Raw genomic sequence first — 26,723 nt, 5'->3', positions numbered from 1 at the left:
CTTTACAGGTCCAGTTCGTTCGCAGGGATCATCGGAAAGAACTGCCCCTGCGACCAAACACCGAACCACCCGTCATTTTCGACGCCCAGCTCTACCAGCCGATAAAAACTTTTGCGATCGATCAACGCCTCAAGCCCCGCACGGACATGGACGTAAGGCGCAGGCTCTCCGCTTTCGTCATCACGCTCCACTCGGATCGGATTGTCAGGACCCGCTTCGGTGAAATCGCCCACGTGGGTTTCGAACCGGATCACCTGATCCTGTCCCTCACCGGTCACGGTAAAATCCGTCGCCACAAAGGGCGCGTCATCGACGGTGATTCCGACTTTTTCTACAGGCGTCACAAGAAAGTAACGTCCGTCTTCCATCTTCAGAATCGATGAGAACAGCTTCACCAAACCGATGCGTCCAATCGGCGATCCTTCGTAGAACCACGTGCCATCCCGCGCGATACGCATGTCCAGATTACCGCAGAACGGTGGGTTCCATTTGTGCACCGGCGGTAATCCGCGTGTTTTTGATGCACGAACCGATGCTGCAATCCCTTCTGCGGACGGGATAACGGGATTTTGTGTACTCATTGCTTTTGCCATTTCCTGTTCGCGCGATACACTCATCTACATTAGTTTAGCCTGCAAGGGAGTTATGTCATGGCCGACACGGAAAATCTGGTCGCCGAGATCGAGGCGCTGGAAAGCAAACTGGCCGAGGCCAAGCAGGCAATCACCAAACGCTTTATCGGTCAGGAACAGGTCGTCGATCTGACGCTGTCCGCGTTGTTGTGTGGCGGCCATGCCCTGCTGATCGGTCTGCCGGGTCTGGGCAAGACACGTCTGGTCGATACGCTTTCAACGGTCATGGGGCTGGATGGCAACCGCGTTCAGTTCACGCCAGACCTGATGCCCGCCGATATCCTTGGCTCCGAGGTTCTGGAAACCGGCCCTGACGGATCACGGGCCTTCAAATTCATTCAAGGCCCGATTTTCTGCCAGCTTCTGATGGCCGACGAAATCAACCGCGCCTCGCCGCGCACCCAGTCGGCGCTGTTGCAGGCGATGCAGGAAAAGGTCGTGACCGTTGCTGGCGAAACCCGCGCACTGGACGCGCCGTTCCATGTGTTGGCAACGCAAAACCCCATTGAACAGGAAGGCACCTATCCCCTGCCCGAAGCGCAGTTGGACCGTTTCCTTGTCCAGATCGACGTGGCCTATCCAGACCGCGACACAGAGCGCGACATTTTGCTGGCCACGACGGGCACCGAAGATGCGCAGGCCCATCAGGTGTTCGATCCAGAAACACTGATCGCGGCCCAGCACCTGCTGCGCCGTATGCCCGTGGGTGAAGGTGTTGTCGAAATGATCCTTGATCTGGTCCGCTCCTTCCGCCCCGATGATCCCTCTGCGCCCGATCTGGTCCGCGAAACCGTGGCATGGGGCCCCGGCCCGCGTGCGGCACAGGCGCTGATGCTGACAGTTCGGGCCCGCGCTCTGCTGCAAGGCCGCCTTGCCCCATCGCCCGAAGATGTGCTGGCGATGGCGAAACCCGTTCTGATCCATCGCATGGCGCTGACCTTCTCGGCCCGTGCCCGGGGTGAGGACCTTGGCAAAATCATCGACACCATCGCCGCTGGCCTGCAAACGTCCGAGGCCGCTGCGTGACACAACCGCTCACCCTAAGACGCGACGCGGAAATCGCCGCCAGTACGCTGCCTGCGTTGCTGGCCAAGGCCGATCATCTGGCCAATGGCGTTCTTTTGGGTGAACATGGCCGCCGCCGCGCGGGCCAAGGCGACGATTTCTGGCAATACCGCCCGATGATGCAGGGCGACAGCCTGCGGTCCATCGACTGGCGCAGATCGGCCAAGGGCGACGCGCAGTTTGTCCGCGACCGTGAATGGCAGATCGCCCAAAGCGTGATCCTGTGGCTCGACCAAGGCGCATCCATGCAGTTCGCAGGCACCAAGGATACAGAAACCAAAGCATCTCGCGCCCGCGTTCTGATGCTGGCGATGGCGATCCTGCTGATCCGTGGCGGTGAACGCGTGGGCCTGACGGGCTTCACCCTGCCGCCACGTCGTGGAGAACAGCAAATCCTCCGACTGGCCGAGGCGTTTTCGACCGACGATGCACAGGACTATGCCCCGCCAGAAGCACGCGGGATGATCCCCCACGCAAAAGCCGTGTTCGCCTCGGACTTCCTAGGCGATATCGACGCAGTTGAAGCCGCTTTGGCCAAAGCGGCGGATCGCGGTGTGCGTGGCGTACTGCTGCAAGTGCTGGACCCGATGGAAGAGGCATTTCCGTTCGAAGGGCGCACGATATTCGAATCCGTTGGCCGCACGATCAGCTTTGAAACCCTGAAGGCCAAGGACCTGCGCGACCGCTATCTGGACCGCCTGAACGAACGTCGTGACCGGCTGCAACAGCTGTGTCGCGCGACAGGATGGCAGTTCAATTGCCACCACACAAACGAAAGCGCGCAATCCGCCCTGCTGTGGATGTGGCGTGCCTTTGATGGGGGTGCTGCAAGATGATCGGCGCGTTGGGCTTTACCGCACCTTGGTTGCTTCTGGGTCTGCTGGCCTTGCCGATCTTGTGGATCATCCTGCGCGCCGTGCCGCCCGCACCTGTACGCCGCATGTTCCCCGGCGTGGTCCTGCTGCTTGGCCTGAAAGACGAAGAACAGATCAGCGACCGCACCCCTTGGTGGCTGTTGCTGTTGCGGATGCTGGCTGTGGCAGCCGTGATCATTGCCATGGCAGGCCCGATCCTGAACCCCGAAGCCCGCGATCAGACATCCAGCAACGCGCCGTTGCTGGTCGTGATGGACGCAAGCTGGGCCTCGGCCCCTGACTGGCGGGCAAAAATCTCCAGCCTCGAAGACCGCCTTTCACAAGCGGGCCGCGACGACCGTCCGGTCGCCTTGCTGCGTTTGACTGATCCCGAGGGGCCCGTATTTCAAGCGGCAGGCAGCCTGATTTCTCGCCTGACCGGCATCCTGCCGGAACCGTGGGAACCAACGGATGTGATGATCGCTGAGGCCACGAGTGTTCTGCCCGATGGCGACTTTGACACGCTTTGGTTTTCCGACGGCATCGCCCGCGAAAACCGCGTGCCCCTGCTGACCGCACTGGAAGCCAAGGGCAGCGTCACTGTGTTCGAAAGCCCGCGCAGTCTGTACGGGTTGGAACCCGCCACGTTCGAAGATGGCGCTGTGCAACTGACCGCCCGCCGCCTGCGTTCCGGTGCGGAACAGACCATCACCGTTCAGGCCATCGGCCCCGATCCATCCGGCAACGAAACCACGCTTGCCACCCAGGACCTGACCTTTGCCGCCGACGTTCTGGATGCCCGTGGCAGCGTCGAAATCCCCGCCGAACTGCGCGCCCGTATCCAGCGTTTTACCATCGCAGGAAGCCGCGGTGCCGGTGCTGTCAGCCTGCCGGACGACACGCTGCGCCGTCGCGAAGTTGCGCTGATCGCCAGTTCGCAAAACCGCGAGGGGTTAGAACTGCTGTCGCCCACCCACTATCTGGAACGCGCTCTGGAACCCACTGCCGATCTGATTGAAGGCGGCCTGACGGATGTGTTGCCAGCCAATCCCGATGTTGTCGTCTTTGCCGACGTCGCGACCGTCAGCGAAGGCGAAGAGGCGCTGCTGCTGGAATGGCTGGAAAAGGGCGGTATGCTGCTGCGCTTTGCCGGTCCCCGCCTTGCCGCAAGCGACGTGTCCCGCAGCGAAGAAGACGCGCTGATGCCTGTCCGCCTGCGCGCCGGTGGCCGCACCGTCGGCGGCGCGATGAGCTGGGGCGAGCCCAAAACACTCGCGCCCTTTGACGCCGATAGCCCGTTCTTCGGATTGGACGTTCCCGAGGACGTCTCGGTCACATCGCAGGTCATGGCCCAGCCTGATCCTACGCTGGCATCCCGCGTGATTGCGCAACTGACCGATGGCACACCGTTGGTCACCCGCAAGCGCGTGGGCCAAGGCCAGATCGTGCTGATCCACGTCACCGCGAACGCCGAATGGTCCAACCTGCCGTTGTCCGGCCTGTTCGTTGAAATGCTGGAACGCCTTGCCGTGTCGTCGATCACCGCCACACCCGAAGCCGCCGATCTGGCGGGCACCACATGGCAACCGGCCAAAGTGCTGGACGGGTTCGGCACGCTGCGCGATGCGCAAAACCTGCCTGGCATCGCGGGCGAAGAACTGGTGACAGCCGCGCTCGGCCCCGACCTGCGCCCAGGCCTGTATCAGGGCGAAGACCGCAGCCTTGCGCGCAACGTGGTGACCTCGGCCACGGAATTGACTCCGACCCAATGGCCCGACCGCATTCCTGTCGAAGGGCTGACCACGTCCCGCGAAACACCTTTGGCAGGCTGGCTCTTGGCGCTGTCGATGGTGCTGCTGTTTGCCGATGTGCTGGCGTCGCTGGCGTTGTCAGGCAAGCTGCGTGGCGCGCGCGTCGCATCGCTGATCACGGCTGCGGTGATGACCATGGGCATGCCCGATATCAGCCACGCCCAAACCGACGACCGTGCCGCAATCGAGGCGACATCAGAGCTGCGTCTGGCGCATGTTCTGACAGGTGACGACAATCTGGACGGTTTGGCGTCTGCTGGTCTGAAGGGTTTGTCTGACGTTCTTTATTTCCGCACGTCCATCGAACCATCCGACCCCATTGGTGTGAACCTTGAAACCGACGAACTGGCATTCTTTCCGCTGCTTTACTGGCCAATCACTCCTGATCAGCCGACCCCGTCGGTCGAGGCCTATGCCAAGCTGAACACCTACCTGCGCACCGGCGGGATGATCCTTTTCGACACGCGCGATGCTGACATCGCCTCTTTCGGCACATCCAGCCCGAATGGCCGCAAGCTTCAGGCACTGGCCGCGCCGCTGGACATTCCACCGCTTGAACCGCTGCCACAGGATCACGTGCTAACGCGCACCTTCTATCTGCTGCAGGACTTCCCCGGTCGCTACACCGGCCGCGACATCTGGGTCGAGGCCGCACCAGCCGATGCCGAACTGATCGAAGGCATGCCGTTCAGAAACCTGAACGATAACGTCACGCCGGTGATTATCGGCGGCAATGACTGGATCGGCGCCTGGGCGACCAACGCCAGCGGCATGCCGCTGAACCGCCTTGGCACCGGATTTTCCGGCGAACGCCAGCGCGAGATTGCGTATCGCTTTGGCGTGAACCTTGTCATGCACGTGCTGACAGGCAACTACAAATCCGATCAGGTCCACGTGCCTGCGCTGCTCGACAGGTTGGGCCAATGACCGGAACCATTGTCTTTGATCCCCTTTTGCCGTGGCTTGCCATCGGAGCATTGGCCGCCTTGGGGTTGCTTGGCGTGATTCTTGCGCTGTGGCGTGGGTTACGGGGCTGGGCGTGGCGGCTGCTGGCGGTCACCGTGCTGGGCGCAGCCTTGGCGCAACCGTCGTTCCAACAGGAAAACCGCGCGCCTTTGTCGGACATTGTTCTGATGGTCGTCGATCAAAGCGCCAGCCAGAAACTGGCAGATCGCGCTGGCCTGACCGAAGACACCGCCACAACGCTTGAAGCACGGCTGGCCGACCGCCCCAACACCGAAGTGCGCCGCATCAACGTGGGCGACAGCGCCGATGACGCGGGCACGCAGCTTATGTCTGCCCTGTCCGAGGCACTGGCCGAGGAACCCCGTGGCCGTGTTGCCGGTATCCTGCTGTTGTCAGACGGTCGCCTGCATGATTTGGAACGCGCGCCTGACCTGCCTGCACCGCTTCATTTGCTGCTGACCGGTAAGGAAACCGATTGGGACCGCCGCCTGATCGTGAAAAACGCACCTGCCTTTGCCATCCTTGGCGAACCCGTCACTCTGACCTTAAGCGTTGAAGACGATGGTGCCGCGCCTGATGAACGCGAAACCACCATTGATATATCGGTCGACGGCGCACCGGCACAGACCTTTGCCATGCCCATCGGGCGTGACGTGGAACTGCCCATCACCCTGCCCCATGGCGGAATGAACGTGATCCAGTTTTCGGTCCCAGAAGCGGACGGCGAACTGACCGACCGCAACAACACGTCGCTGGTGCAGATCAACGGCGTGCGTGACCGCCTGCGCGTTTTGCTGGTGTCCGGCGAACCCCATGCGGGTGGGCGCACATGGCGGAATCTGTTGAAATCCGACAGCTCGGTCGATTTGGTACACTTCACCATTCTCCGCCCACCGGAAAAACAGGACGGCGTGCCGGTCAACGAACTGTCCCTGATCGCCTTCCCGACACGCGAACTGTTTCTGGACAAGATCGAAGACTTCGACCTGATCATCTTCGACCGCTACAAACGCCGCGGCATTCTGCCTGCGATCTATCTGGATAACGTGCGCAATTACGTCGAACAGGGCGGTGCCGTTCTGATCAACGCAGGCCCCGATTTCGCGACAGCGCAAAGCCTGTACCGTTCACCCTTGGGCGAGGTCATCCCCGGTGCCCCCACCGCCCGCGTGGTGGAAGAGGCCTATCGCCCGACCATCACAGATCTGGGCGACAAACACCCTGTGACAGCGGGCATGCTGAACCAAGACACGTGGGGCCGCTGGCTACGTCAGATCGACATCGCGGCGTCAGACGATGCCGAAGTTCTGATGACAGGCGTGGATGAACGCCCGCTTCTGATGCTGGATCGCGTGGGTGAAGGCCGCGTTGCGCTGATTGCGTCAGACCAAGCGTGGCTGTGGTCGCGCGGGTACGAAGGCGGCGGACCGCAGTTGGAGCTGCTGCGCCGTCTGGCCCACTGGATGATGAAAGAGCCCGAGCTGGAGGAAGAAATCCTGTTTGCCGAAGCTACCGGCCAAACAATGCGCATCATCCGCCGCACGCTGGAGGACAGCGTTGGCGCAGTGACCATAACCCATCCCGATGGCACGACCGAGGAAATCGAACTGGAAGAAACCGCACCCGGCCGGTTTGAGGCCACGTTTACTGGCCCCAAAATCGGTCTGTATCGACTGGCGGAAGGCGACAAAGAGGCTGTCATCGGCCTTGGCCCAGCTGCGCCGAAAGAGTTCGAGGAAACCATCGCCACATCGGAAATCCTTGATCCCGTGATCGCATCCATGCGCGGTGGCGCACCCCGTCTGGAAGACGGCATTCCCGCCTTGCGCAACGTCGGCGAAGGCCGCCCCGCCGCTGGTCGCGGCTGGATCGGCATCACGCCAAGAAACGCCTTTGAAACGGTGGATGTGACGCAGACGCCGCTGCTTCCTGCGTGGCTGGTCCTGCTGCTGGCGTCGGCTGTGATCTTGGCAGGCTGGCTGCGCGAAGGTCGGAACTAGCGTTTAACGCGCGATCTTCACCTTGGTGGTCTCATCGTGCCAGCCACCCTTCGAGCAATGCGCGCGGACATAGATTTCGCGCGTGCCGTCGGGCAGCATGACCGAGGACAACGACCGTGTGAAAGGCTGCTCTTCCACATGTGGATGCATCAGTTTGCGAACGGCAATCACCTTGCCCTCGGCATCCTCAATGCGCCAGCTATCGGCGAAATGATCCCAACCTGTGTCAGCATGGCTAAGCGTTACCGACACCCGCCAACCCATGCCGGTTTTTTCCATTTGGACGTCTTCGACCAACGGGCTGTCGGCCAGCACAGGCACGGCAGTGAACGCAGTTATCGCAGCGGTAAAACACACTTGGCGCAGAGTATGAATCATGGGTGTTTGCATGCCTTCACCTTAGCACCCGCATTCATGACCTGCCCGTCAACTTTGTGTGTCATCCGCGCGAGCGTTGCCTGAAAGCAGCACGGCGCGCGACTCGGACGCGAATTCGCGCCGCAGGATCACCGCAACGGTGAACACAGTGGCCACCAACAAGGGCACCGCGCCCAACAACCATGCGACACTGGCTATCCCGAAATAGACCGACCGCAGACCACGGTTGTACCCGCGCGCGGCGGTGATGTTGATCTCGCCTGCTTGCGACGCGCGCACGTAGACGTTCGGGTCATCCAGATCGTTCGGAACCGCGGCCATCAGCACCGAGCAATAGCCGAACAGCCTGTGCGACCAGACGAATTTCAGAAAGGCATTCACAGCAAACAGCAGCATGAAGAAGATCTTTACTTCCCACACCAGAACCGGATCAGCGCCCAGTGTCAGGTCTTGGGCCACACCGCGCAAACGGTCTGCATTGCCCAAAAGCGCCAAGCCGCCACCGATCGAGATCATTGAGGCGGAGGCAAAGAACGCTGTTCCCTGACGCAGGCTGGACACGATCTGGGAATCGAATATCCGCGGCTGGCGGGTCACGAACTGGCGCATCCATTCACGGCGATACCCCGCCATGATCTGCGAGGTCGACGGATACCGCTTGGGCGCGTTTTCGATCAGGAGGGACAATAGGCTCCAGACCACCAGCAAGGTGCCGACGGCGACAAAGTCCATCAATGAGAACAGGGAAAGGTCGGGCAACGTAATCATGGTCAGAACGGCTTTACCACAACAACCCACAGCACCGCGATGACGGCGAAGACCGATACTTCGTTGAAGATGCGCAGGAACATGTCGCTTTCTTTAAACTCGCCGCGCTTGGCCCGCAGCACCATGCGCCCGGTCCAGATGTAATGAACAACGAGTCCTGAAACCAAAGCCAGCTTCAGCCAGACCCAGTTCGGCATCCCCCAAAGACCGCCCAACCAAAGGCCGGTGATCAGAGCAATCACGCCAAGGCCTGCGGAAAAACGATAAAGCCGGATCGTAAGATCGCCCAAGGGTCCGAATTCACCCAGTCGGGCGTATTCCCGTTTCCAGTAAATCAGCGCACGAGGAACGGCGAAAATCGACGTCATCCAACCCATGACGCAAAGAAGGTGTATGATCTTGATCCAGTCCATGTCCTATGCCTGCGGCAAACTGGACGCCGCTGCAAGAGCCTACGTAGTTTCACGGATTTGATCTGGCGTCATGTCCCGCTATTGTAACAGCCAGCGCCTTAAGGCGTAGGGAGGAACATCATGGAAATGCCGGTACCCAACGCGGGGCTTCTCGCGCGGAAACCCAATATCGTGGCGCGTCTGTCTGCTGTGCTGCCGCCCGACGCCCTGATCTCGGACCCTGCGGAAACGCGGGCCTACGAATGCGACGCGCTGACGGCCTATCGCTGCCCGCCCTTGGCCGTGGCCCTGCCGTCCACAACTAAAGAAGTCTCGGACATTTTAAAAATCTGCCACGAAGAGGGCGTGCCCGTCGTGCCGCGCGGATCGGGCACGTCGCTGGCCGGTGGCGCGATGCCCACGGCGGATTCCCTGATCCTTGGTGTGTCCCGCATGAATGACGTGCTTGAGACCGACTATGAAAACCGGATCATCCGCGTTCAAACGGGCCGCACGAACCTGAGCGTCACCGGCGCGGTCGAGGAAAACGATTTCTTCTATGCCCCCGATCCTTCGTCTCAGCTGGCCTGCGCGATTGCGGGCAATATTGCGATGAATTCGGGCGGTGCGCATTGTCTGAAATATGGTGTGACGACAAACAACCTGATGGGCGTGACCATGGTTCTGATGGACGGCACCATCGTGGAATTGGGCGGCGCGCATCTGGACGCTGCGGGTTTGGACCTGCTGGGTGTAATCTGCGGCTCGGAAGGTCAGCTTGGCGTCGTGACCGAAGCCACCCTGCGCATTCTGCACAAACCCGAAGGCGCGCGGCCTGTTCTGATCGCCTACGATTCGAACGAAGTCGCCGGCGAATGCGTGTCCGACATCATCAAAGCAGGCGTCTTGCCCGTAGCCATCGAATTCATGGACCGCCCCTGCATCGAGGCCTGTGAAGCCTTCGCCAAAGCGGGCTACCCTCAGTGCGAAGCGCTGCTGATCGTCGAGGTCGAAGGCAGCCCTGCCGAGATCGACGAACAACTGGCGTTGATCAAAGACATCGCCCAGCGCCACAACCCTGTTGAACTGCGCGAAGCACGGGATGCGGACGAAGCGGGCCGCATCTGGCTGGGCCGCAAATCGGCCTTTGGCGCGATGGGGCAGATCAACGACTACATGTGCCTTGATGGCACGATCCCCGTGTCGTCGCTGCCCTACGTGCTGCGCCGGATTGGCGAAATGTCCAAGGAATACGGACTTGGCGTTGCGAACGTGTTCCACGCGGGCGACGGCAACATGCACCCGCTGATCCTGTTCAATGCCAACAAAGAAGGCGATCTGGAACTGTGCGAGGCCTTTGGCGCGGACATCCTGCGCCTGTGCGTCGAGGTCGGCGGATGCCTGACCGGTGAACACGGCGTTGGTATCGAAAAACGCGATCTGATGGTCGACCAATACGCGCCCGAGGATCTTGAGGCGCAAATGGCGATCAAGGATGTGTTCGACGCCCAGTGGCTTTTGAACCCTGCCAAGGTGTTCCCACTGGCCGCGTCCGAGACGCGTCGCAACATGGCAATCGCTGCGGAATAGGATTGATCCGATGACATCACTGAAACCGCAAAGCGAAGCCGAGCTGGCAGAGGCGATCAAATCGGCCAAAGGCCCGCTGCACATTCGCGGCGGCGGCACCCGCCGTACTGGCGCTGAACTGGGTCAGGTTCTGGAAACCGGCGGATTGTCCGGCATTTCCCTGTACGAACCCGGTGCTTTGACCGTTGTCGCAGGTGCAGGCACCCCGCTGACCGAGATCGAAGCCGCGCTGGACGCCGAAAACCAACGCCTTGCCTTTGAACCGATGGATCATCGCGGTCTACTTGGCACCACGGGAGAACCCACTTTGGGTGGCGTCGCGGCGGCCAACGTATCCGGCCCCCGCCGTATCCAATGCGGTGCTGCACGGGATTTCATGCTAGGCGTCCGTTTTGTCGATGGCCAAGGCAGCATCGTGAAAAACGGTGGCCGCGTAATGAAGAACGTGACCGGATATGATCTGGTCAAGCTGATGGCAGGCAGTCAGGGCACCTTGGGCGTGCTGACCGAGGTCTCGCTGAAGGTTCTGCCGAAACCCGAAACCATGGCCTGCCTGTTGATCGACGGGCTGAATGACCGCGACGCGATTAACGCCATGACCCGCGCCATGGGGTCGCCCTATGACGTGACAGGCACCGCGCACCTGCCCAAAGGGTTGGACGGCACGCCCGTCACCATGATCCGCATCGAGGGCTTTAACGATTCCGTCGCCTACCGGCTTGAGCAACTGGCGGGACTGTTCCCGAACCACGCGCTGCGCCGTGAAACCGATCCCGATGCCGTTGCCAAAGGCTGGGCCTACATCCGCGATGCCGAACCGTTCCACGGAACCACAGGCGATGTCTGGCGGATTTCGACCAAACCCACCGACGCCCCCGATCTGGCGGCAAAGCTTGACGCCAAAGAGGTGTTCTATGACTGGAGCGGCGGTTTGATCTGGGCGCTGACACCCGCAGGCAGCGACATCCGCGCCAAGCTGGGGGCCTTTGACGGCCACGCCACGTTGGTCCGCGCATCTGGCACGACGCTGCCGCTGTTCCACCCGCAGCCCGCGCCTGTCGCGATGCTGTCGGAAGGCGTGCGGCGCAAGTTCGACCCGCGCGGCATCCTGAACCCCGGATTGATGACCGCATGACACCGGCGCTGATCACAGCCTTTGTCCTTTGCTTTGTGGTCGGCCCGATGATCTACGCGATCATCTTTCGCCGTCCACTGACCAAGGCATTGATCGCCGCGCTGGCGATTTCTGTGGTTGCGCTTTTGCTGTTTTCCAACCTGTTCAAATCAACAACCCCTAGCGCGGCGCTGTTGTGCCTGTGGGTGTCGTGGGTGCTGGCGATCACTTTGGTGGTCCGCGCGCTGTACACCCGCCTTCGCACACAAACGACCCGCCGCTGGACCTATATCGCAGGCATGATCGCAACCACAGCCCCGTGGTTCGGCCTCGCCACCGCCAAGATGATGAGCCCCTGATGCAGACCAATTTTACCGACAGCCAGCTACAAAAGCCCGAATTGCAGCGCGCCAACGAAATTCTGCGCGCCTGTGTGCACTGCGGGTTTTGCACCGCGACCTGCCCGACCTATCAGGTTCTGGGCGATGAATTGGACAGCCCGCGGGGCCGCATCTACCTGATCAAGGACATGCTGGAAAACAGCCGCGAGCCGGACGAAAAAACGGTCCAGCATATCGACCGTTGCCTGTCCTGTCTGGCCTGTATGACGACCTGCCCGTCCGGCGTGCATTACATGCATCTGGTCGATCACGCCCGCGCCTATATCGAGGAAAACTACGACCGCCCGGTCAAGGACCGCGCCCTGCGCTGGGTTCTGTCCCAGATCCTGCCTTACCCCACCCGCTTTCGCGTGGCGCTTTTGCTGGCCAAGATCGCCCGCCCCTTCCGTGGGCTGGTGCCCGATGCGCGTCTGCGGGCCATGCTGGATATGGCGCCCAAGGTGCTCCCACCCGTTAGCCGCAATGACGACCCGCAAAGCTTTGCGCCGGAAACCGCGCCGAAAATGCGCGTGGCGCTGATGACAGGCTGTGCGCAAAAAGCGCTGAACACCGATATCAACGACGCGACCATTCGCCTGCTGACCCGTCTGGGCTGCGAAGTGGTCGTGGCCGAAGGCGCGGGTTGCTGCGGGGCGTTGACCCACCACATGGGCAAGATCGACCAAAGCCATAACAGCGCCGCCGACAATATCCGCGCATGGACGCATGAAATGGACAACGGCGGGCTGGATGCCATCGTGATCAACACCTCGGGCTGCGGCACGACCGTCAAGGATTACGGCCACATGTTCCGCACTGATGACGAGCTGGCCGCAGATGCCGCACGTGTGTCGTCCATCGCGATGGACGTCAGCGAAGTGCTGGCGAAACTGGTCGAACAGACCGGCCCTGAAGTGTTTAACGCGGGCGTCGCCACCCAGCGTGTGGCCTACCATGCGGCCTGTTCCCTGCAGCACGGCCAAAAGATCAAAACGCACCCCAAAAACCTGTTGAAAGCGGCCGGTTTCGAGGTGGTCGAACCCGCCGACAGTCATCTGTGCTGTGGATCGGCAGGCACGTATAACCTGATGCAGCCGGAAATTTCCGGTCAGTTGAAGGAACGCAAGGTGCGCACGCTAGAGGCCAAGCAACCCGAGATCATCGCGGCAGGCAACATCGGCTGCATGATGCAGATCGGTTCAGGCACAGACATTCCCGTTGTCCACACGGTCGAGCTGCTGGATTGGGCCAGCGGCGGGCCTGTGCCACCAAAGCTGGCTCCGCAAACTTAACATTGCGGAAACCGTATAATTCGCCCTAATTTCGCCCTAACGCGCCAATAAAAATACGCGAAAGGCAGGAGTGGTTCGTGCGGCGAGTGGTTGTTTGTATCGTCGGAATGTTTTGTCTCATGGGTCAGGTGGCCTATGGGCAGGGGCTTCTGTCGCTTGGATCCAGCCAACAGGGTCGCGGATGGGATGCTGTCGGGCGTCTGGAAATCGGCGGCAAAGCCTTTTGCACCGGTGCGCTGATTGCCCCCAACCTGGTGCTGACGGCGGCGCATTGTCTGTACGATCCCTCGACATCCGAGCTTGTCCCCGCAAGCGACATCCAGTTTCTGGCCGGTTGGCGGAACGGGCGCGCGGCGGCCTACCGGCATGTCCGGCGCGCTGTGCACCATTCGGAATACAACTATCAGGCCAAGGCCAACACCGATCGCGTCAGCAACGATGTGGCCCTGCTTGAGCTTCAGCATCCGATCCGGAACACCACCATCACGCCTTTCGAAACGGCCCGCCGTCCGTCCAGCGGCGATGAGGTCGGCGTTGTGTCGTACACCCACGACAATGCAGAAGCGCCCTCTCTTCAGGAGTTGTGCGAAGTGATTTCACGACAAGACGGGATCATCATCATGTCCTGTCAGGTCGATTTTGGCGCATCCGGATCGCCGGTGTTTTCGTTTCAGGCCGGTAAGCCCAAGATCGTGTCCATCGTCTCGGCCAAGGCCGAAGCAGACGGCATACCGGTGTCTTTGGGCGTTTCGCTAGAAGGCCCGATTGACGCGCTGCGCCGCGAACTGGAACAGGCCACCGGCCTGTCCGGCACCCCCGGCACCCGTGTGTTGGGCGCAGGCAATCGCACGGACACCGGCGCGAAATTTGTCAAACCCTAAGGGGTTGAACCCGCCACGGGGTCTTCCCACATAATTTTGCACAGGGCCGCCAATGACGGGGTTCTGTTCCATGCGTGCCTGTCCATGAGGAAGGCACATTAACACAGTTGTCGCTCAATGGAGGATGACCATGCGAAGCTATGATTTTGCACCCCTTTACCGTGCAACCGTTGGTTTTGACCAACTCGCCGATATGATGGACCGCGTTCTGTCCAACGACGTGTCCCAACCGGCTTATCCACCTTACAACATCGAAAAAACCGCAGATGACGCGTACCGGATTTCCATCGCAGTCGCCGGTTTTGCCGAAAACGACCTGTCGGTCGAGGTCAAGGAAAACGCGCTGGTCGTATCCGCGCGCAAATCCGAAGATGACCAGTCCCGCACCTACCTGCATCGCGGTATCGCCACCCGTGCGTTCGAACGCCGGTTCCATCTGGCCGATCATGTCCGCGTAGAAGGCGCATCGCACGCCGACGGCATGCTGCATATCGATCTGGTGCGCGAAATCCCCGAGGCACTAAAGCCACGTCGTATCGCCATCAGCAAGTCTGACAGCGCGAAGATCGAAAAAGACGTGGTTGACGCCAAAGCGGTCAACTAACGGGTCTCTCACATCCCGAATATCCAAAGAAAAACGCCCCGGTTTTGCCGGGGCGTTTTGCGTTGCTGTGGTCCGATCAGACCGACAGGCAGACGTATTTCATTTCAAGGTATTCCTCGATGCCGTGGTGGCTGCCTTCGCGGCCAAGGCCGGATTGCTTGACGCCCCCGAACGGCGCGACCTCGGTCGAGATGATGCCGGTGTTTACACCAACGATCCCGTATTCCAATGCTTCGGCCACCTTGTACACGCGGCTCAGGTCTTTGGCGTAGAAATAGGATGCCAGACCAAAGATCGTGTCATTGGCCATTTCGATCACATCGTCTTCGGTTTCGAACTTGAAAAGCGGCGCAAGCGGGCCAAAGGTTTCTTCGGTCGAGAACTTCATATCCTGTGTCGCGCCTTTCACGATGGTCGGGTGCAGGAAGTTGCCGCCCAATTCATGATCTTCGCCACCCAAGATCACCTCGGCGCCCTTTTCCTTGGCGTCTGCGATGTGTTCCTGAACCTTGTCGATGGCTTTGCGCGTGATCAGCGGGCCAAGATCGACCTCGCCGGCCAGACCGTCGCCGACCTTCATCTCGGCCACTTTGGCACGCAGCTTTTCAGCGAATTCGTCATAGACACCGGCCTGCACGTAGATGCGGTTCGCACAGACGCAGGTTTGTCCGTTATTGCGGAACTTGCACATGATCGCGCCTTCGACAGCGGCGTCGATATCCGCGTCGTCAAACACGATGAACGGCGCGTTGCCGCCAAGCTCCATCGAACATTTCATCACCTGATCCGCGGCCTGCGCCAACAGGATGCGGCCGACGCCGGTCGATCCGGTAAAGGTCAGCTTGCGCACGATCGGGTTCTCGCAGAATTCCTTACCTACCTCGGACGCCGAATTGGACGGCACAACGTTGAAGACACCTGCGGGGATGCCTGCGCGTTCCGCCAAGACCGCCAGCGCCAAGGCCGACAGCGGTGTTTCCGACGCGGGGCGTGCAACGAACGCACAGCCAGCCGCCAATGCAGGGCCCGCCTTGCGCGTGATCATCGCGTTGGGGAAATTCCACGGCGTGATCGATGCTGCAACGCCGATGGGCTGCTTCATCACCATGATACGCTTATCGCGCTGATGGCCGGGGATGGTTTCGCCGTAAATCCGTTTCGCCTGTTCACCAAAGAATTCGACAAAGCTGGCGCCATAAGCAATCTCGCCTTTGGATTCAGCCAGCGGCTTGCCCTGTTCGGCGGTCATGATCGTGGCAAGGTCATCCTGGTTCGCCATCATTAGGTCGAACCATTTGCGCATGACATTTGCGCGTTCCTTACCCGTCCACTTTGCCCATTCCTTTTGGGCGATCTGCGCCTGCGCGATAGCATCTGCCACCTGAAGGCGCGACACATCCGCGACCTTGGCGATCACGTCGCCGCGCGCGGGGTTGTCGACATCAAAGGTTCCGTCATCACCATCAACCCACTGGCCACCGATATAGGCCTGAGTTTGTAGCAGGCTGGGGTCATTCAGAAGCGAAGTTAGGTTTGTGGTCTCGTCAAGCATGAAGGTCTCCAGCATAGTAGGTCCGCAGGGCGCACCGATTTTTGATCACAGATAAAGCCGCCCGCCAAGGAGGAAAGCGATGGATTGGGACGACGCCTATTCAAATCACACACACATTCCCGATGCAGACAGCTATCCACCCCGTTGGGCAGCCAAAGCACAGGCATTGCGTGACATGCTGTCGATCGAAGGCCGCGCCGAACTGGGTGTCTCGTATGGGGACACAACGCGACAGGCCTACGATCTGTTCCTGCCGGAGGCGGACACAAAGGAATTGGTGATCTTTGTTCACGGCGGGTACTGGCGGCGGTTCGGACGCGAAGACTGGTCTCATCTGGCACAAGGCGCATTGGATCGCGGCTGCGCCGTGGCGATGCCGTCTTATGACCTGTGCCCGACAGTGCATGTGGCCGACATCACGCGCCAGATTTCCGTGGCCATCGCGGCCATCGCTGACCGCATCCCCGCAATCCCGATCCGTCTGATGGGCCATTCTGCTGGCGGCCATCTTGTGTCGCGGATGATGGCACCGGGCGTGTTGCCCGATGCGGTTATGGCCCGTATCCGCATTGTCATGCCGATCTCGCCAGTCAGCGATCTGCGCCCGCTTTTGCTAACGCAAATGAACGCAGACTTCCGGCTGAGCGAAAAAGAAGCCCACGACGAAAGCCCGATCTTTCAAGCCAAACCCGATATCCCCGTGACCGTCTGGGTCGGTGCCGATGAACGCCCTGTCTTTCTGGATCAGGCGCGCTGGCTGGCCGAGGCATGGGGCGCGGCCCACATTATCGACAGCGGCAAACACCACTTTGACGTTGTTGACGGGCTGGAACAGGCCGACAGCCCGATCACAGAGGCGCTGTTTTCGGACTGATCTGCGCAAAACCCTGCCCAATGCTGCGGCACAACCGCAATGACGGAACGCCACACGCATTGGGCGCTTTGCCTTTATGCGCCAATCCATTATGTGATCAGACAACGTCAGGTGGGATGCACAAATGTCTTATGTAAAGTGGATTGCGATTATCTTGTTCTGGGGCTTTGTCGCCCTGTTTCTGCTTTACACGCTACCGCAGAACGACATTGCCCGCGTCACCGACACCTATGAAAAGCGGATGGATCTTGGGAACAACTCGATGTTCTGGGCCCGTCCCGAGGCCGGTTCGTCCAGCTCAACCAGCCGCGATGTTTTCTTTATCCAGACGCGGCTCGCCAATGGCGACGTGATGGTCTACCGCAACGAAGACACAGGCTGGGGTTGGCCGCCGTACTTCAAGTTCGACAGCTCGAACCTTCAGGCCGAAGCGGTTGATTTCAAATCCACCGCAGCCGAACCGCAGTGGGTGGCGATCACACATTACGGCGCACGGTTCGAATTTCTGACGATCTTCCCGAACGCCCTGTCGATCCGCCCTGTCGAAGGGCCCGATGTCCGCATCATCCCGTGGAAAGCGATTATCATTCTGATCGTTCTGGCCGCGATTTTCTGGGCGCTTTACGTGCGCTGGCGTCGGTTCCGCCACAACCGCATCGATCCTGTGATTGACGAAATCGCAGACGGTATCGACGACGCGGGCCATTCGCTTGCTGAAAAACGCCGCAGTCTGAAGGACTGGTTCCGTGGGTCTAAGTAAGAAAGCCGCATTTTCTTCCTAATTTGCGCATTTTCCGTGGCTATACTGCGGAGAATGAGCAATCGGCACAAAGTGACAGGCCCCAAAGCGTAACGGAACCCAGATCAGAGGATGCCCAATCCACTCGCCTATCTGATGTTGGCCGCATGGCCCTTCATCACCGTCGTGTTGTTCCGACGGTATGAGCCGTCGCGCGCCCTGATCATTTCGCTTCTGGGCGGCTATCTGTTCCTACCCGAGCCACCTGCCGCCTTTGACCTTCCACTGTTTCCGCCTTTCACCAAACATTCCCTTCCCGCGATGACGGCGTTCTTTATCCTGCTGTTCAGTAAGGATCAGGAATTCCGCATTCTGCCAGAGAACCGCATCGCCAAAGGTCTGGTGCTGGTGTTCATCTTCTCGCCGATCTTCACCGTTCTGAATAACGGTGAATCGATCACTTGGGGGCTGACGTATATTCCCGCGCTCGGCATCAAAGACGCCATCGCTCTGCCTATGCAGCAGTTCCTGTTGCTTCTGCCCTTCCTGCTTGCGCGGCAGCTGTTATCAACACGCGACACGCAGCAAGAATTGCTGACCGCGATCGTGATCGGCGGGCTGGTCTATTCCGTTCTGATGCTGATCGAAGTGCGTCTGTCGCCGCAGCTGAACAACTGGATTTACGGCTATTACCAGCACTTCTTTGGCCAATCGATCCGCTTTGGCGGGTTCCGCCCCGTCGTTTTCCTGTACCACGGATTGTGGGTCGCTTTCTTTGCGATGACAGCCGCCGTGTCCGCCTTTGCTCTATGGCGCATGTCCGAAGGAAAAAGCCGGTCAAAATACTTGTTTATCGGCCTTTATCTTTCCGCCGTCGTAGTGCTCGCGAAATCCTTTGGCGCGCTGCTGTTCCTGATGGCATTGGTGCCATGTGTCGTGCTGTTGGGCCGGATGATGCAGATCAACCTTGCCATCGCTCTGGCGGCATTGGCATTGGCCTATCCGAACCTTAAGGCTGTCGATCTGGTGCCGCAGGACGCGATCCTTGCCCAGTTCGACAAGATCGACGAAGACCGCGGCAATTCCCTGCGCTTCCGCTTCATGAACGAAGATGCGCTTTTGGAACGCGCTATGGATAAGCCTGCCTTCGGATGGGGCAGTTGGGGCCGCAACCAGATTTACGACCATGTGACAGGCGAATTGGTGACTGTATCCGACGGCCGCTGGATCATCGTGTTCGGCGTTTACGGCTGGATCGGGTTTCTGGCCGAATTCGGTTTGCTGACCTTGCCCATCTTCCTGCTCTGGCAACAGGCAAGGCGGCTGGCGGAATCGCAGATCACCCCCCTGATCGCGCCTATGTCGCTGATCCTTGCGTTCAACGTGTTCGACATGCTGCCCAACGCCACACTGACCCCGCTGACGTGGCTGATGGCCGGCGCGCTGACGGGCTATGCGGAACGATTGCGCCACAGTAAAAGCGAACAAAGCAAACGTACCTACGAGATGAAGTGGCGACCGATCCTGTGACGTTCCCGAGTGACCGCAAACTGCGCGTTCTGGCCATCGCCGAGGCCGCCAACCCCGAATGGGTCAGCGTGCCTTTGGTCGGCTGGTCGCTTGCCAGCGCACTGCGCGCACACGCCGACGTGCACATCGTCACCCAGATCCGCAATCGCGATGCGTTTCTGCGGGCTGGCCTGAAAGAAGGCGCCGATTTCACCGCCATCGATTCCGAGACATTTGCCAAGCCCGCATGGAAGCTGGCCGAGAAACTGCGCATGGGCGAAGGCAAGGGCTGGACCATGGTGCAGGCGATCAATGCGCTCAGCTACCCTTGGTTCGAACGGCTGGTCTGGCGTGCCTTCGGTGACAGCATCAAAGCCGGCGATTGGGATATCGTGCACCGCATCACGCCCCTGTCGCCCACCATCGCATCGCCCATCGCGGCCAAGGTTGCCAAAGCCAACGTGCCCTTTGTAATCGGCCCCCTGAACGGTGGCGTGCCTTGGCCCAAAGGCTTCGAGGCCGAGCGCAGAGGCGAAAAGGAATGGCTGAGCTACGTGCGGTCGGCCTACAAACTGCTGCCGAACAGAACCGCCACTTTGAAACATGCCTCGGTCATCCTTGCTGGGTCACGCCACACGGCGTCAGAGGTGCCGGAACAGTTCCAAAACAAGACACTGTTCCTGCCCGAAAACGGGATCGACCCGTCGCGCTTTAACATGACGGCCAGCCCATCCACCGACACTCCGCTTCGCGGTGTCTTTGTCGGACGGCTGGTGCCTTACAAAGGCGCGACCATGCTGCTGAATGCAGCGCGTGATCTGCTGATGTCCGGCAAAATAGTGCTGGATATCGTCGGCGACGGCCCGCAACGCGCGGAATTAGAGGCGCTCGCAGCCCCGATGGGCGATGCGGTGACGTTCCACGGCTGGAAGGCCCACCAAGAGGTGCAGGACATCATGGCCAAGGCCGATTGCCTGACCTTCCCGTCTATCCGCGAATTCGGCGGCGGCGTGGTGCTTGAGGCGATGGCATTGGGCCTGCCGCCCATCGTCGTGGATTACGCGGGTCCGGGCGAGTTGGTCAGCGATGCGTGGGGCTACAAAATCCCCTGCGGATCAAAGAGCGAGATCGAACGCGATCTAGCCTCCCTGCTGACCGATCTTGTCGCCGATCCTGCGCCTTTGGCCACCAAAGGAAAGGCCGCCAAGGCACGTGTCGACAGCACGTTCACATGGGATCAAAAGGCCCGCCAGATCCTGCGGGCCTATGACTGGGCCTTGGACCCGGCCGGCCCAGCGCCCAGCTTGATCACCGGCTGATCACGCCGTGGCGTGATGTTGGACGATGGTAAAGCCATCGTCCTCGGTCGGTTCTTGGAAATAGGCCGACATCGCCTCGTATTGTTCATCCGTCACCGAAAACGGATGATCGCCCGCCGCATTACGGGCGTTGAAACGCGCGCGGCGTGCATCTTCTGGAATGGTCAAAACATGCATCCGGTTGTCTGCCTTCGTCTGTTCTAACAGCCTGCGCATCCACGCGCGGTTGTCGACGCGGTTGGCGGGGAAATCCAGTACAACCGACAGGCCCGCGTTCAACAGTTGCACGACATGCGGCCCCATCACCTGACGCAGCTTTGCTGAACAGCGCACATAGTCGGGGATGGTCTTCATTTGATCCCCGAACAGGGTCGAAAGCCAGTCATCCTCGGACAGCAAAACAGTGTCGGGCTCAGAAGCCAATTCAGCCGCAAGGGTCGATTTTCCCGCAGCTATTTTTCCGCACAGCATGTGCAGAACAGGGTTCTTCAGTGACATAATACGTGCCTTTGAAAGCGCATCACGCGCGTTTGAAATTCAGAACAGAAATAACCCGACCCGACCGCTCAGGCCGGGACGATAATTCGGGCGCAGCGCGCGCACATATTCTGAAGCAAAGACATCATGTCCGACAATCTGCCTGATTACGCCGAAAAGTCGAGGCTGGAATTACCGACCCAAGCCCATCCGTTGCATAGCAGCACGCAGCGTATGACCGGGAAGAATGCCAAAACATTTGGCATAGCGCGGCACCATGCGGGCAGGTTGCCCCAGCGTTCGCCACAGCCATTCCATCGCGATCTTGCGCACCCAAGCAGGTGCCCGTTCTTGCGCGCCGGAAAAGAAATCCAAACCTGCGCCGATTGACGCAAATCCGATCTCGGGTGTCACGTCGCGCCCTTTGGCGGCAAACTCTTCCTGCTTGGGCGCGCCTAGCGCGATGAAGCAAAGGCGCACACCGGAGCTTTGCAGGTCCTTCAGGATCGCCTCGGCATCCGCGCCTTTGGGATCAAACCCGAACGCCGGCGCGATGGTCGAGACGACCTTCAGCCCCTCGACTTGGCGCTCAAGATACTCTGCTGCGGCCTTCAACGTGTCATCCGTGCTGCCCACCAACCCAACAGGCGCACCCACCTGCGCCGCGATCCAGCACAGCGGAATGATCGCGTCTGATCCGGGAATCAGTTCGACAGGTTTACCGGCAAGCTTGGACAGCCACACAATCGGATTGCCATCGGCCACGACAATATCCTGCGCGGCATAGGCCGCTTGGAACGGCATCGATGTCCGCAGCTTCACCAGATGATCAAGGTTCAACGTCGCCAAAGCAAAGCCCTGCCCCGACGACAGCCGCGCACGCACCTGATCGTGCAGGTCTTTCACCGTCGGTGTGTTCACCCGAACCTGATATGTGCCGACCTTGAAATCCAAACCACGTCCCCTGCGCTGGGTGCCAATCGTTATCTTCGTTTCATGCAAACTTCAGAAGCCCGCGTCCAGCGCCTGCATCGCATCTGCGCATCACAACAGGTTTTTTCGCAACAAACCCTGATCTTTCACGGTGGAATTGATAGAATTACCAAACTTCGCCGAATTCAGGCCATTTTCTTCTGAGTACAGAGTTTTTTAGCGCGTTACGGACGAAACAAGGCATCCGCAGAATGATCGACAGGATTGGACAGACAATACGCCCCCTGTCTTGGGCAAAGGGGCGGGATGGATCGTGATGCGTGATCAGGATAAATCCGTCGCGATCATCGGATGTGGCTTTGTCGCCGATCTGTACATGCGGTCGCTGCAAACCTTCCCCGATATCCGCGTGACTGGCGTCTGGGATCACGACGCCGCGCGTCTGGCTGCGTTCTGCGCCCATTGGGGCCTGTCCGCCGCGCCGGATCAAGCAGCGCTTCTGGATATGCTGCCGAAAGGCGGCGTTGTGCTGAACCTGACCAACCCGAGCGCGCATTTCGAGGTGAACAGCGCCTGCCTGAATGCGGGCCATCATGTGTACTGCGAAAAGCCGCTGGCCATGACAGTGGCTGAGGCAAAGACGCTAACCGAACTGGCGGCGGCCAAGGGCCTGCAACTGGCCAGCGCGCCCTGTTCGGTTCTGGGTGAGGCCGCGCAAACACTGGGCCGAGCCATCAGGAACGGCACGGCGGGTACGCCCCGCGCGATCTATGCGGAACTGGATGACGGTTTCGTCCCGCAAGCACCCTTCCGCAAATGGATGACCGAAAGCGGCGCGCCGTGGCCTTATGAGGATGAATTCCGTGTCGGCTGCACGCTAGAGCACGCGGGCTATTACCTAAGCTGGCTTCTGGCATGGTTTGGCGGCGTCCGGTCCGTGACCGCCGCCTCGGCCGAGGTGATCCCTGACAAGGCGGGCACGGGACCCTTCGCGCCTGATCTGTCCGTCGCCACCCTGTTTTTCGAAAACGGCCCCGTGACGCGGCTGACATGTTCGATCGTGGCGCCCCATGACCACAGCATGAAGGTGATCGGCGACGATGGCGTTCTTACCTGCAACGCCGCATGGGATAACAGTGCCAAAATCCGCTATGCCCGCCGCATGACCGTTCGCCGGAAACTGCTGGAACACCCGTTCCCGAAACGCCTGCGCATCGCGGGCGAAACCCACCCCAAAACGGGGCGCTGGGGCGCGGCCAGCATGAACTTTGCCCTTGGCCCTGCCGAAATGCTGGATGCCATCGCAGAAGGCCGCCCGTCCCGTATGTCGGGCAACTATGCGCTACATCTGACCGAGGTGACGCTTGCCATACAGAACGCAGGCGATGACACGGGCGCGCAGAAAATGACCACCACTTGCCAGCCGATGGAGCCGATGCCTTGGGCGATGTAAACCGTATTCTTGTTACCGGCGGCGCAGGGTATCTTGGCCGCGCTATTGTGTCTGAAGCCCGCAAAAACGGCATCGCCGTCACGGCCATCGTGCGCAGCAAGTACCCCCTGTCTTGGAAAAATGACGACGGCATCCGTATCGTGAACGCCGATCTGGCGGAATTCGACGTACAGGAAACCTTGGCCGCTGCTGCCTCGGATGCCGATGTGATCGTGCATGCCGCCGGTCATATGGGCAACGAAAAGGCCCCGCACGACCGCGACACGCTGCGCGCCACCGATCATTTGCTGAAGGCCATGAAAAACGCCCCCGCACGGCGTTTTGTTCTGGTCAGCTCGATGTCGGTATATGACTATCTGACGGTCAAACCCGGCGGCACCGTGACCGAGGCGACCAAGGTTGAAGCCCCCGACAAGGCGCGTGATGTCTACACGGCGTCCAAGTTGCGGCAGGAGCATCTGTGTCAGGTGTTTTGCGAACAGGACGGACGCGGGTTGTGGATGCTGCGGATCGGTCTGGTCTATTCCAAGGATCAACTATCAACCGCCCACACAGGCCAGCAGTTCGGTCCCGTTATGGTACAGGTCGGTAAAAAGGGCGAAGTTCCTGTCGTCCATGTTCACATGGCATCCAAGGCGATCATTGCAGCGGTTATGACCGATCCGAACGGCACAAAGGCGCTGAACATCCTTGATGATGACCGCCCCAGCCGCCTGCGTGTGATCGACGCGATTGGCGACAAAGGCGGGCCGCGCTTTGCGGTGCAGGTGTCCTTCCCCACCGCTTTGGTTCTGGCCAAACTGGCGCGGCCCTTTGCGCGCTACGTGCCTGGGCTTTTGAAAGAACGCATTCTGCGGGCGCGGATGATGGAGCTGAAGTACCCTAACGACGCCATGCACAAGGCGCTGAACGTTTCCAGCGACGCGACCTTTGAAGAGCTGATGCAGATCCCTGCCGAGGACGCTGCATGAGCCTGCGCAAGATCGCATATCTGACGGGCGAATACCCCCGCGCCTCTGACACCTTCATCCAGCGGGAGGTCGCGGCCCTGCGCGATCTGGGGCACGAGGTTCAGACATGTTCGATCCGACGCACGGGCGTTGAACATCTGGTCGGCCCCGAACAGCGCAGCGAACAGGCGCAGACGTTTCACGTGTTGGAAGCGGTCAAATCGACCCTATTCCTGCGCGCTTTGGGTCAGAACCTGCGCCAGCCTGCACGTTTTTTGTCCGCGCTAAAGCTTGCATGGTCCACGGCGCCCAAGGGCATCAAGGGCCGCCTGTACCAGATGATCTATCTGGCCGAGGCGATGGTGCTGGCGACCAAGTTACAGGACGCGGGCGTCACCCATCTGCACAACCATATCGCCAAGGCGTCGTGCACGGTGGCAATGCTGGCATCGCATCTGTCGGGCATCCCCTACAGCTTTACGATCCACGGCCCCGACATCTTTTTCGAACCGCATCACTGGCGGATCGATGAAAAGGCGGCGCGGGCCAAGTTTGTGGCCTGCATCTCCAACTTTGCCCGTTCGCAACTGATGTGCTTTGCCAAACCCGCCGATTGGGACCGTTTCCATATCGTCCATTGCGGCATCCAGCCTGACCGCTACACCCCGACTGACGTCACCGAGCCGCGCCTTCTGTTCGTCGGACGTCTGGCCGGTGTGAAAGGCGTGCCGATCCTGTTGCAATCTGTCGCCGATCTGGCCGCAGATATCCCCACCCTCCGCCTAACCCTGATTGGTGACGGGCCGGATCGGGCCGAGTTAGAGACGAAAGCACGTGATCTGGGCATTGCCGATCGCTGCGATTTCGTTGGCTACAAATCCCAGTCCGAAGTGGCCGAGGCACTGACGCACGCGTCCCTTTTCGTTCTGCCCAGTTTTGCCGAAGGCGTGCCCGTTGTCCTGATGGAGGCGATAGCGGCTGGGGTCCCCGTGCTGACCACCCGCATCGCTGGCATTCCAGAGCTTGTCGAAGATGGCGTATCCGGCAAACTCGTCGCGCCTGGGGATACGGACGCGCTGACAGGGGCACTGAAAGACCTGCTTTCCCCCTCGACAGACCGTCATGCCATGGGTCAGGCAGGCCGCGACAAGGTCACACAAGACTTCAACATCGCCACAGAGGCCGCAAAACTGTCGGCCCTGTTCCAAGGGGATCTGCATGAGCGTGGTTGACGCCATCCTGATCGGCCGCAACGAAGGGGCCCGCATCGAGGCGTCGCTTGCCAGCCTGAAGGGCCAAGCGCGGCGGATCATCTTTGTGGACAGCGGATCGACAGATGACAGCGTCGCCAAGGCGCGCGCCGCCGGTGTCGAGGTCGTAGAACTGGACAACTCCATCCCCCACTCTGCCGCCCGCGCCCGCAACGCTGGTTTTGCAGCGGCCATGGCCCGTGACACGCCCCCGGATTACGTGCAGTTCATTGATGGCGATTGCCAGACGGTCGCCGGCTGGGTCGCCAAGGGTGCTGCATTTCTGGACGCCAACCCGGGGCATTATCTGGTCACCGGCTGGACCCGCGAAATCAACCGCGATGCGTCGGTCTACAACCAGATGTGCGATGTGGAATGGCTGCGCCCTGCTGGCCCCATTCAGGCGTGCAGCGGAAACATGATGGTCCGCGCCAGCGCGTTTGAACAGATCGGCGGCTTCAACATGGCCGTGATCGCGGCAGAGGATGACGACCTGTGCGTGCGGCTGGCCAAAGCTGGCGGCAAACTTGAACGTATCCCCGAGGACATGACGCGCCACGATGCGGCGACCTATCAGTTCAGCCAGTGGTGGCGACGTGCCGAACGGACCGGCCATGGCTTTGGTCAAGTGGGCCATCTGCACCCCGACTATTTCGTGCGCGAACGGCAGCGGATGTTGATCTACGCGCTTACCGTTCCGGTTGCGACCTTGGTTCTGCTGGCGCTGATCGGCTGGCCCGCCTTGCTTTTGCTGCTGATCTATCCGCTGAACTGGTGGCGCACGGCCAAGGGGCTGATGGCAGAAGGACTGCCTGCGTCCGAGGCACGTCGTCATGCGGTCTTGCTGACCATTTCCAAATTTCCGAACCTGCAAGGATATCTACGATTCCATCTTCGCAGGCTCACCGGCGCTGACATGCGCCTGATCGAGTACAAGTAA

25 protein-coding genes are annotated in these 26,723 nt (G+C 60.2%); 18 read left to right on the top strand and 7 right to left on the bottom strand.

What is annotated here, in order from left to right:
- Positions 1–2: 2 nt before the first annotated feature.
- Positions 3–581 (bottom strand): DUF1285 domain-containing protein, encoded by a 579-nt coding sequence (locus AC4FIA_RS03530; protein ID WP_490364740.1) that lies wholly within the window; start codon positions 579–581, stop codon positions 3–5.
- Positions 582–650: 69 nt separating this feature from the next.
- Between AC4FIA_RS03530 and AC4FIA_RS03525 the strand changes: the two genes are divergently transcribed.
- Genes AC4FIA_RS03525 through AC4FIA_RS03510 form a run of 4 tightly spaced genes read left to right on the top strand, consistent with a single transcriptional unit; the run spans position 651 to position 7,328 of the window.
- Positions 651–1,658 carry an AAA family ATPase gene (locus tag AC4FIA_RS03525; protein WP_490364739.1) on the top strand — a complete coding sequence of 336 codons (1,008 nt, stop codon included), beginning with the start codon at positions 651–653 and terminating at the stop codon, positions 1,656–1,658.
- Positions 1,655–2,533: a DUF58 domain-containing protein gene (locus AC4FIA_RS03520; protein ID WP_490364738.1), complete on the top strand. Its 879-nt coding sequence runs from the start codon at positions 1,655–1,657 to the stop codon at positions 2,531–2,533. The genes AC4FIA_RS03525 and AC4FIA_RS03520 overlap by 4 nt, the downstream gene beginning before the upstream one ends.
- Positions 2,530–5,289 carry a DUF4159 domain-containing protein gene (locus AC4FIA_RS03515; protein WP_490364737.1) on the top strand — a complete coding sequence of 920 codons (2,760 nt, stop codon included), beginning with the start codon at positions 2,530–2,532 and terminating at the stop codon, positions 5,287–5,289. Before AC4FIA_RS03520 ends, AC4FIA_RS03515 begins: the two co-directional genes overlap by 4 nt.
- On the top strand, positions 5,286–7,328 hold the full coding sequence (locus AC4FIA_RS03510; RefSeq protein ID WP_490364736.1) for a hypothetical protein: 2,043 nt from the start codon (positions 5,286–5,288) through the stop codon (positions 7,326–7,328). The genes AC4FIA_RS03515 and AC4FIA_RS03510 overlap by 4 nt, the downstream gene beginning before the upstream one ends.
- Positions 7,329–7,331: 3 nt before the next feature.
- On the opposite strand, the gene AC4FIA_RS03505 is transcribed toward AC4FIA_RS03510, so the two are convergent.
- Genes AC4FIA_RS03505 through AC4FIA_RS03495 form a run of 3 tightly spaced genes read right to left on the bottom strand, consistent with a single transcriptional unit; the run spans position 7,332 to position 8,887 of the window.
- Positions 7,332–7,718: a hypothetical protein gene (locus AC4FIA_RS03505; RefSeq protein WP_490364735.1), complete on the bottom strand. Its 387-nt coding sequence runs from the start codon at positions 7,716–7,718 to the stop codon at positions 7,332–7,334.
- A gap of 36 nt (positions 7,719–7,754) precedes the next feature.
- Positions 7,755–8,474, bottom strand: coding sequence for a DUF599 domain-containing protein (locus AC4FIA_RS03500; protein WP_490364734.1), 720 nt, complete (start codon positions 8,472–8,474; stop codon positions 7,755–7,757).
- A gap of 2 nt (positions 8,475–8,476) precedes the next feature.
- Positions 8,477–8,887, bottom strand: coding sequence for a CopD family protein (locus AC4FIA_RS03495; protein WP_103910607.1), 411 nt, complete (start codon positions 8,885–8,887; stop codon positions 8,477–8,479).
- Between the two features lie 120 nt (positions 8,888–9,007).
- Here AC4FIA_RS03495 and AC4FIA_RS03490 point away from each other — a divergent pair, with 120 nt between their 5' ends.
- The 6 genes from AC4FIA_RS03490 to AC4FIA_RS03465 all read left to right on the top strand — a co-directional run bounded on the left by AC4FIA_RS03490 (position 9,008) and on the right by AC4FIA_RS03465 (position 14,727).
- Complete coding sequence (locus AC4FIA_RS03490; RefSeq protein WP_490364733.1) at positions 9,008–10,456, top strand: FAD-linked oxidase C-terminal domain-containing protein; 1,449 nt, start codon at positions 9,008–9,010, stop codon at positions 10,454–10,456.
- A gap of 19 nt (positions 10,457–10,475) precedes the next feature.
- Complete coding sequence (locus AC4FIA_RS03485; RefSeq protein WP_490364815.1) at positions 10,476–11,591, top strand: FAD-binding protein; 1,116 nt, start codon at positions 10,476–10,478, stop codon at positions 11,589–11,591.
- Positions 11,588–11,929 carry a hypothetical protein gene (locus tag AC4FIA_RS03480; RefSeq protein WP_473031115.1) on the top strand — a complete coding sequence of 114 codons (342 nt, stop codon included), beginning with the start codon at positions 11,588–11,590 and terminating at the stop codon, positions 11,927–11,929. The genes AC4FIA_RS03485 and AC4FIA_RS03480 overlap by 4 nt, the downstream gene beginning before the upstream one ends.
- Complete coding sequence (gene glcF / locus AC4FIA_RS03475; protein WP_490364732.1) at positions 11,929–13,242, top strand: glycolate oxidase subunit GlcF; 1,314 nt, start codon at positions 11,929–11,931, stop codon at positions 13,240–13,242. Before AC4FIA_RS03480 ends, glcF begins: the two co-directional genes overlap by 1 nt.
- A gap of 77 nt (positions 13,243–13,319) precedes the next feature.
- Positions 13,320–14,123 (top strand): trypsin-like serine peptidase, encoded by an 804-nt coding sequence (locus AC4FIA_RS03470; RefSeq protein WP_488048872.1) that lies wholly within the window; start codon positions 13,320–13,322, stop codon positions 14,121–14,123.
- A gap of 130 nt (positions 14,124–14,253) precedes the next feature.
- On the top strand, positions 14,254–14,727 hold the full coding sequence (locus tag AC4FIA_RS03465; protein ID WP_103910843.1) for an Hsp20 family protein: 474 nt from the start codon (positions 14,254–14,256) through the stop codon (positions 14,725–14,727).
- A gap of 76 nt (positions 14,728–14,803) precedes the next feature.
- Here AC4FIA_RS03465 and AC4FIA_RS03460 read toward each other — a convergent pair whose 3' ends face one another.
- The gene (locus tag AC4FIA_RS03460; protein WP_490364731.1) at positions 14,804–16,279 is read right to left on the bottom strand and encodes an NAD-dependent succinate-semialdehyde dehydrogenase; all 1,476 of its coding nucleotides are present in this window, start codon (positions 16,277–16,279) and stop codon (positions 14,804–14,806) included.
- A gap of 79 nt (positions 16,280–16,358) precedes the next feature.
- On the opposite strand from AC4FIA_RS03460, the gene AC4FIA_RS03455 reads away from it, so the two are divergent.
- From AC4FIA_RS03455 to AC4FIA_RS03440, 4 genes are all read left to right on the top strand, one after another.
- Positions 16,359–17,153, top strand: coding sequence for an alpha/beta hydrolase (locus tag AC4FIA_RS03455; protein WP_490364730.1), 795 nt, complete (start codon positions 16,359–16,361; stop codon positions 17,151–17,153).
- A gap of 124 nt (positions 17,154–17,277) precedes the next feature.
- Positions 17,278–17,913, top strand: a complete 636-nt coding sequence (locus AC4FIA_RS03450) for a DUF1523 family protein (RefSeq protein WP_287473297.1) — start codon at positions 17,278–17,280, stop codon at positions 17,911–17,913.
- A gap of 111 nt (positions 17,914–18,024) precedes the next feature.
- Complete coding sequence (locus AC4FIA_RS03445; RefSeq protein ID WP_490364729.1) at positions 18,025–19,422, top strand: hypothetical protein; 1,398 nt, start codon at positions 18,025–18,027, stop codon at positions 19,420–19,422.
- On the top strand, positions 19,404–20,720 hold the full coding sequence (locus AC4FIA_RS03440; protein WP_490364728.1) for a glycosyltransferase family 4 protein: 1,317 nt from the start codon (positions 19,404–19,406) through the stop codon (positions 20,718–20,720). Before AC4FIA_RS03445 ends, AC4FIA_RS03440 begins: the two co-directional genes overlap by 19 nt.
- Here the strand turns inward: AC4FIA_RS03440 and AC4FIA_RS03435 are convergent, their stop codons facing one another.
- Both AC4FIA_RS03435 and AC4FIA_RS03430 read right to left on the bottom strand, forming a co-directional pair.
- Positions 20,721–21,218: a P-loop nucleotide/nucleoside kinase family protein gene (locus AC4FIA_RS03435; RefSeq protein ID WP_490364727.1), complete on the bottom strand. Its 498-nt coding sequence runs from the start codon at positions 21,216–21,218 to the stop codon at positions 20,721–20,723.
- A gap of 171 nt (positions 21,219–21,389) precedes the next feature.
- Complete coding sequence (locus AC4FIA_RS03430; RefSeq protein ID WP_490364726.1) at positions 21,390–22,151, bottom strand: WecB/TagA/CpsF family glycosyltransferase; 762 nt, start codon at positions 22,149–22,151, stop codon at positions 21,390–21,392.
- A gap of 295 nt (positions 22,152–22,446) precedes the next feature.
- On the opposite strand from AC4FIA_RS03430, the gene AC4FIA_RS03425 reads away from it, so the two are divergent.
- The 4 genes from AC4FIA_RS03425 to AC4FIA_RS03410 are packed head-to-tail and all read left to right on the top strand — an operon-like array spanning position 22,447 to position 26,723.
- Entirely contained in the window at positions 22,447–23,583 is a 1,137-nt protein-coding gene (locus AC4FIA_RS03425) for a Gfo/Idh/MocA family protein (protein ID WP_490364725.1), read from the top strand.
- Positions 23,571–24,554 carry an NAD-dependent epimerase/dehydratase family protein gene (locus AC4FIA_RS03420; RefSeq protein WP_490364724.1) on the top strand — a complete coding sequence of 328 codons (984 nt, stop codon included), beginning with the start codon at positions 23,571–23,573 and terminating at the stop codon, positions 24,552–24,554. Before AC4FIA_RS03425 ends, AC4FIA_RS03420 begins: the two co-directional genes overlap by 13 nt.
- Entirely contained in the window at positions 24,551–25,765 is a 1,215-nt protein-coding gene (locus AC4FIA_RS03415; RefSeq protein WP_490364723.1) for a glycosyltransferase, read from the top strand. The genes AC4FIA_RS03420 and AC4FIA_RS03415 overlap by 4 nt, the downstream gene beginning before the upstream one ends.
- Positions 25,752–26,723: a glycosyltransferase family 2 protein gene (locus tag AC4FIA_RS03410; RefSeq protein WP_490364722.1), complete on the top strand. Its 972-nt coding sequence runs from the start codon at positions 25,752–25,754 to the stop codon at positions 26,721–26,723. Before AC4FIA_RS03415 ends, AC4FIA_RS03410 begins: the two co-directional genes overlap by 14 nt.

Source organism: Thalassococcus sp., assembly GCF_982780845.1.
Note: the sequence above shows the minus strand (reverse complement) of the source record. Positions and strands in the feature narration are given on the sequence as shown.

What these genes read in the sequence shown, in the direction of transcription:
- AC4FIA_RS03530 (WP_490364740.1), bottom strand. Translation starts at nt 581, where the DNA reads ATGAGTACACAAAATCCCGTTATCCCGTCCGCAGAAGGGATTGCAGCA.
- AC4FIA_RS03525 (WP_490364739.1), top strand. Translation starts at nt 651, where the DNA reads ATGGCCGACACGGAAAATCTGGTCGCCGAGATCGAGGCGCTGGAAAGC.
- AC4FIA_RS03515 (WP_490364737.1), top strand. Translation starts at nt 2,530, where the DNA reads ATGATCGGCGCGTTGGGCTTTACCGCACCTTGGTTGCTTCTGGGTCTG.
- AC4FIA_RS03510 (WP_490364736.1), top strand. Translation starts at nt 5,286, where the DNA reads ATGACCGGAACCATTGTCTTTGATCCCCTTTTGCCGTGGCTTGCCATC.
- AC4FIA_RS03505 (WP_490364735.1), bottom strand. Translation starts at nt 7,718, where the DNA reads ATGCAAACACCCATGATTCATACTCTGCGCCAAGTGTGTTTTACCGCT.
- AC4FIA_RS03500 (WP_490364734.1), bottom strand. Translation starts at nt 8,474, where the DNA reads ATGATTACGTTGCCCGACCTTTCCCTGTTCTCATTGATGGACTTTGTC.
- AC4FIA_RS03495 (WP_103910607.1), bottom strand. Translation starts at nt 8,887, where the DNA reads ATGGACTGGATCAAGATCATACACCTTCTTTGCGTCATGGGTTGGATG.
- AC4FIA_RS03490 (WP_490364733.1), top strand. Translation starts at nt 9,008, where the DNA reads ATGGAAATGCCGGTACCCAACGCGGGGCTTCTCGCGCGGAAACCCAAT.
- AC4FIA_RS03480 (WP_473031115.1), top strand. Translation starts at nt 11,588, where the DNA reads ATGACACCGGCGCTGATCACAGCCTTTGTCCTTTGCTTTGTGGTCGGC.
- glcF (WP_490364732.1), top strand. Translation starts at nt 11,929, where the DNA reads ATGCAGACCAATTTTACCGACAGCCAGCTACAAAAGCCCGAATTGCAG.
- AC4FIA_RS03465 (WP_103910843.1), top strand. Translation starts at nt 14,254, where the DNA reads ATGCGAAGCTATGATTTTGCACCCCTTTACCGTGCAACCGTTGGTTTT.
- AC4FIA_RS03460 (WP_490364731.1), bottom strand. Translation starts at nt 16,279, where the DNA reads ATGCTTGACGAGACCACAAACCTAACTTCGCTTCTGAATGACCCCAGC.
- AC4FIA_RS03455 (WP_490364730.1), top strand. Translation starts at nt 16,359, where the DNA reads ATGGATTGGGACGACGCCTATTCAAATCACACACACATTCCCGATGCA.
- AC4FIA_RS03450 (WP_287473297.1), top strand. Translation starts at nt 17,278, where the DNA reads ATGTCTTATGTAAAGTGGATTGCGATTATCTTGTTCTGGGGCTTTGTC.
- AC4FIA_RS03445 (WP_490364729.1), top strand. Translation starts at nt 18,025, where the DNA reads ATGCCCAATCCACTCGCCTATCTGATGTTGGCCGCATGGCCCTTCATC.
- AC4FIA_RS03435 (WP_490364727.1), bottom strand. Translation starts at nt 21,218, where the DNA reads ATGTCACTGAAGAACCCTGTTCTGCACATGCTGTGCGGAAAAATAGCT.
- AC4FIA_RS03425 (WP_490364725.1), top strand. Translation starts at nt 22,447, where the DNA reads ATGCGTGATCAGGATAAATCCGTCGCGATCATCGGATGTGGCTTTGTC.
- AC4FIA_RS03415 (WP_490364723.1), top strand. Translation starts at nt 24,551, where the DNA reads ATGAGCCTGCGCAAGATCGCATATCTGACGGGCGAATACCCCCGCGCC.
- AC4FIA_RS03410 (WP_490364722.1), top strand. Translation starts at nt 25,752, where the DNA reads ATGAGCGTGGTTGACGCCATCCTGATCGGCCGCAACGAAGGGGCCCGC.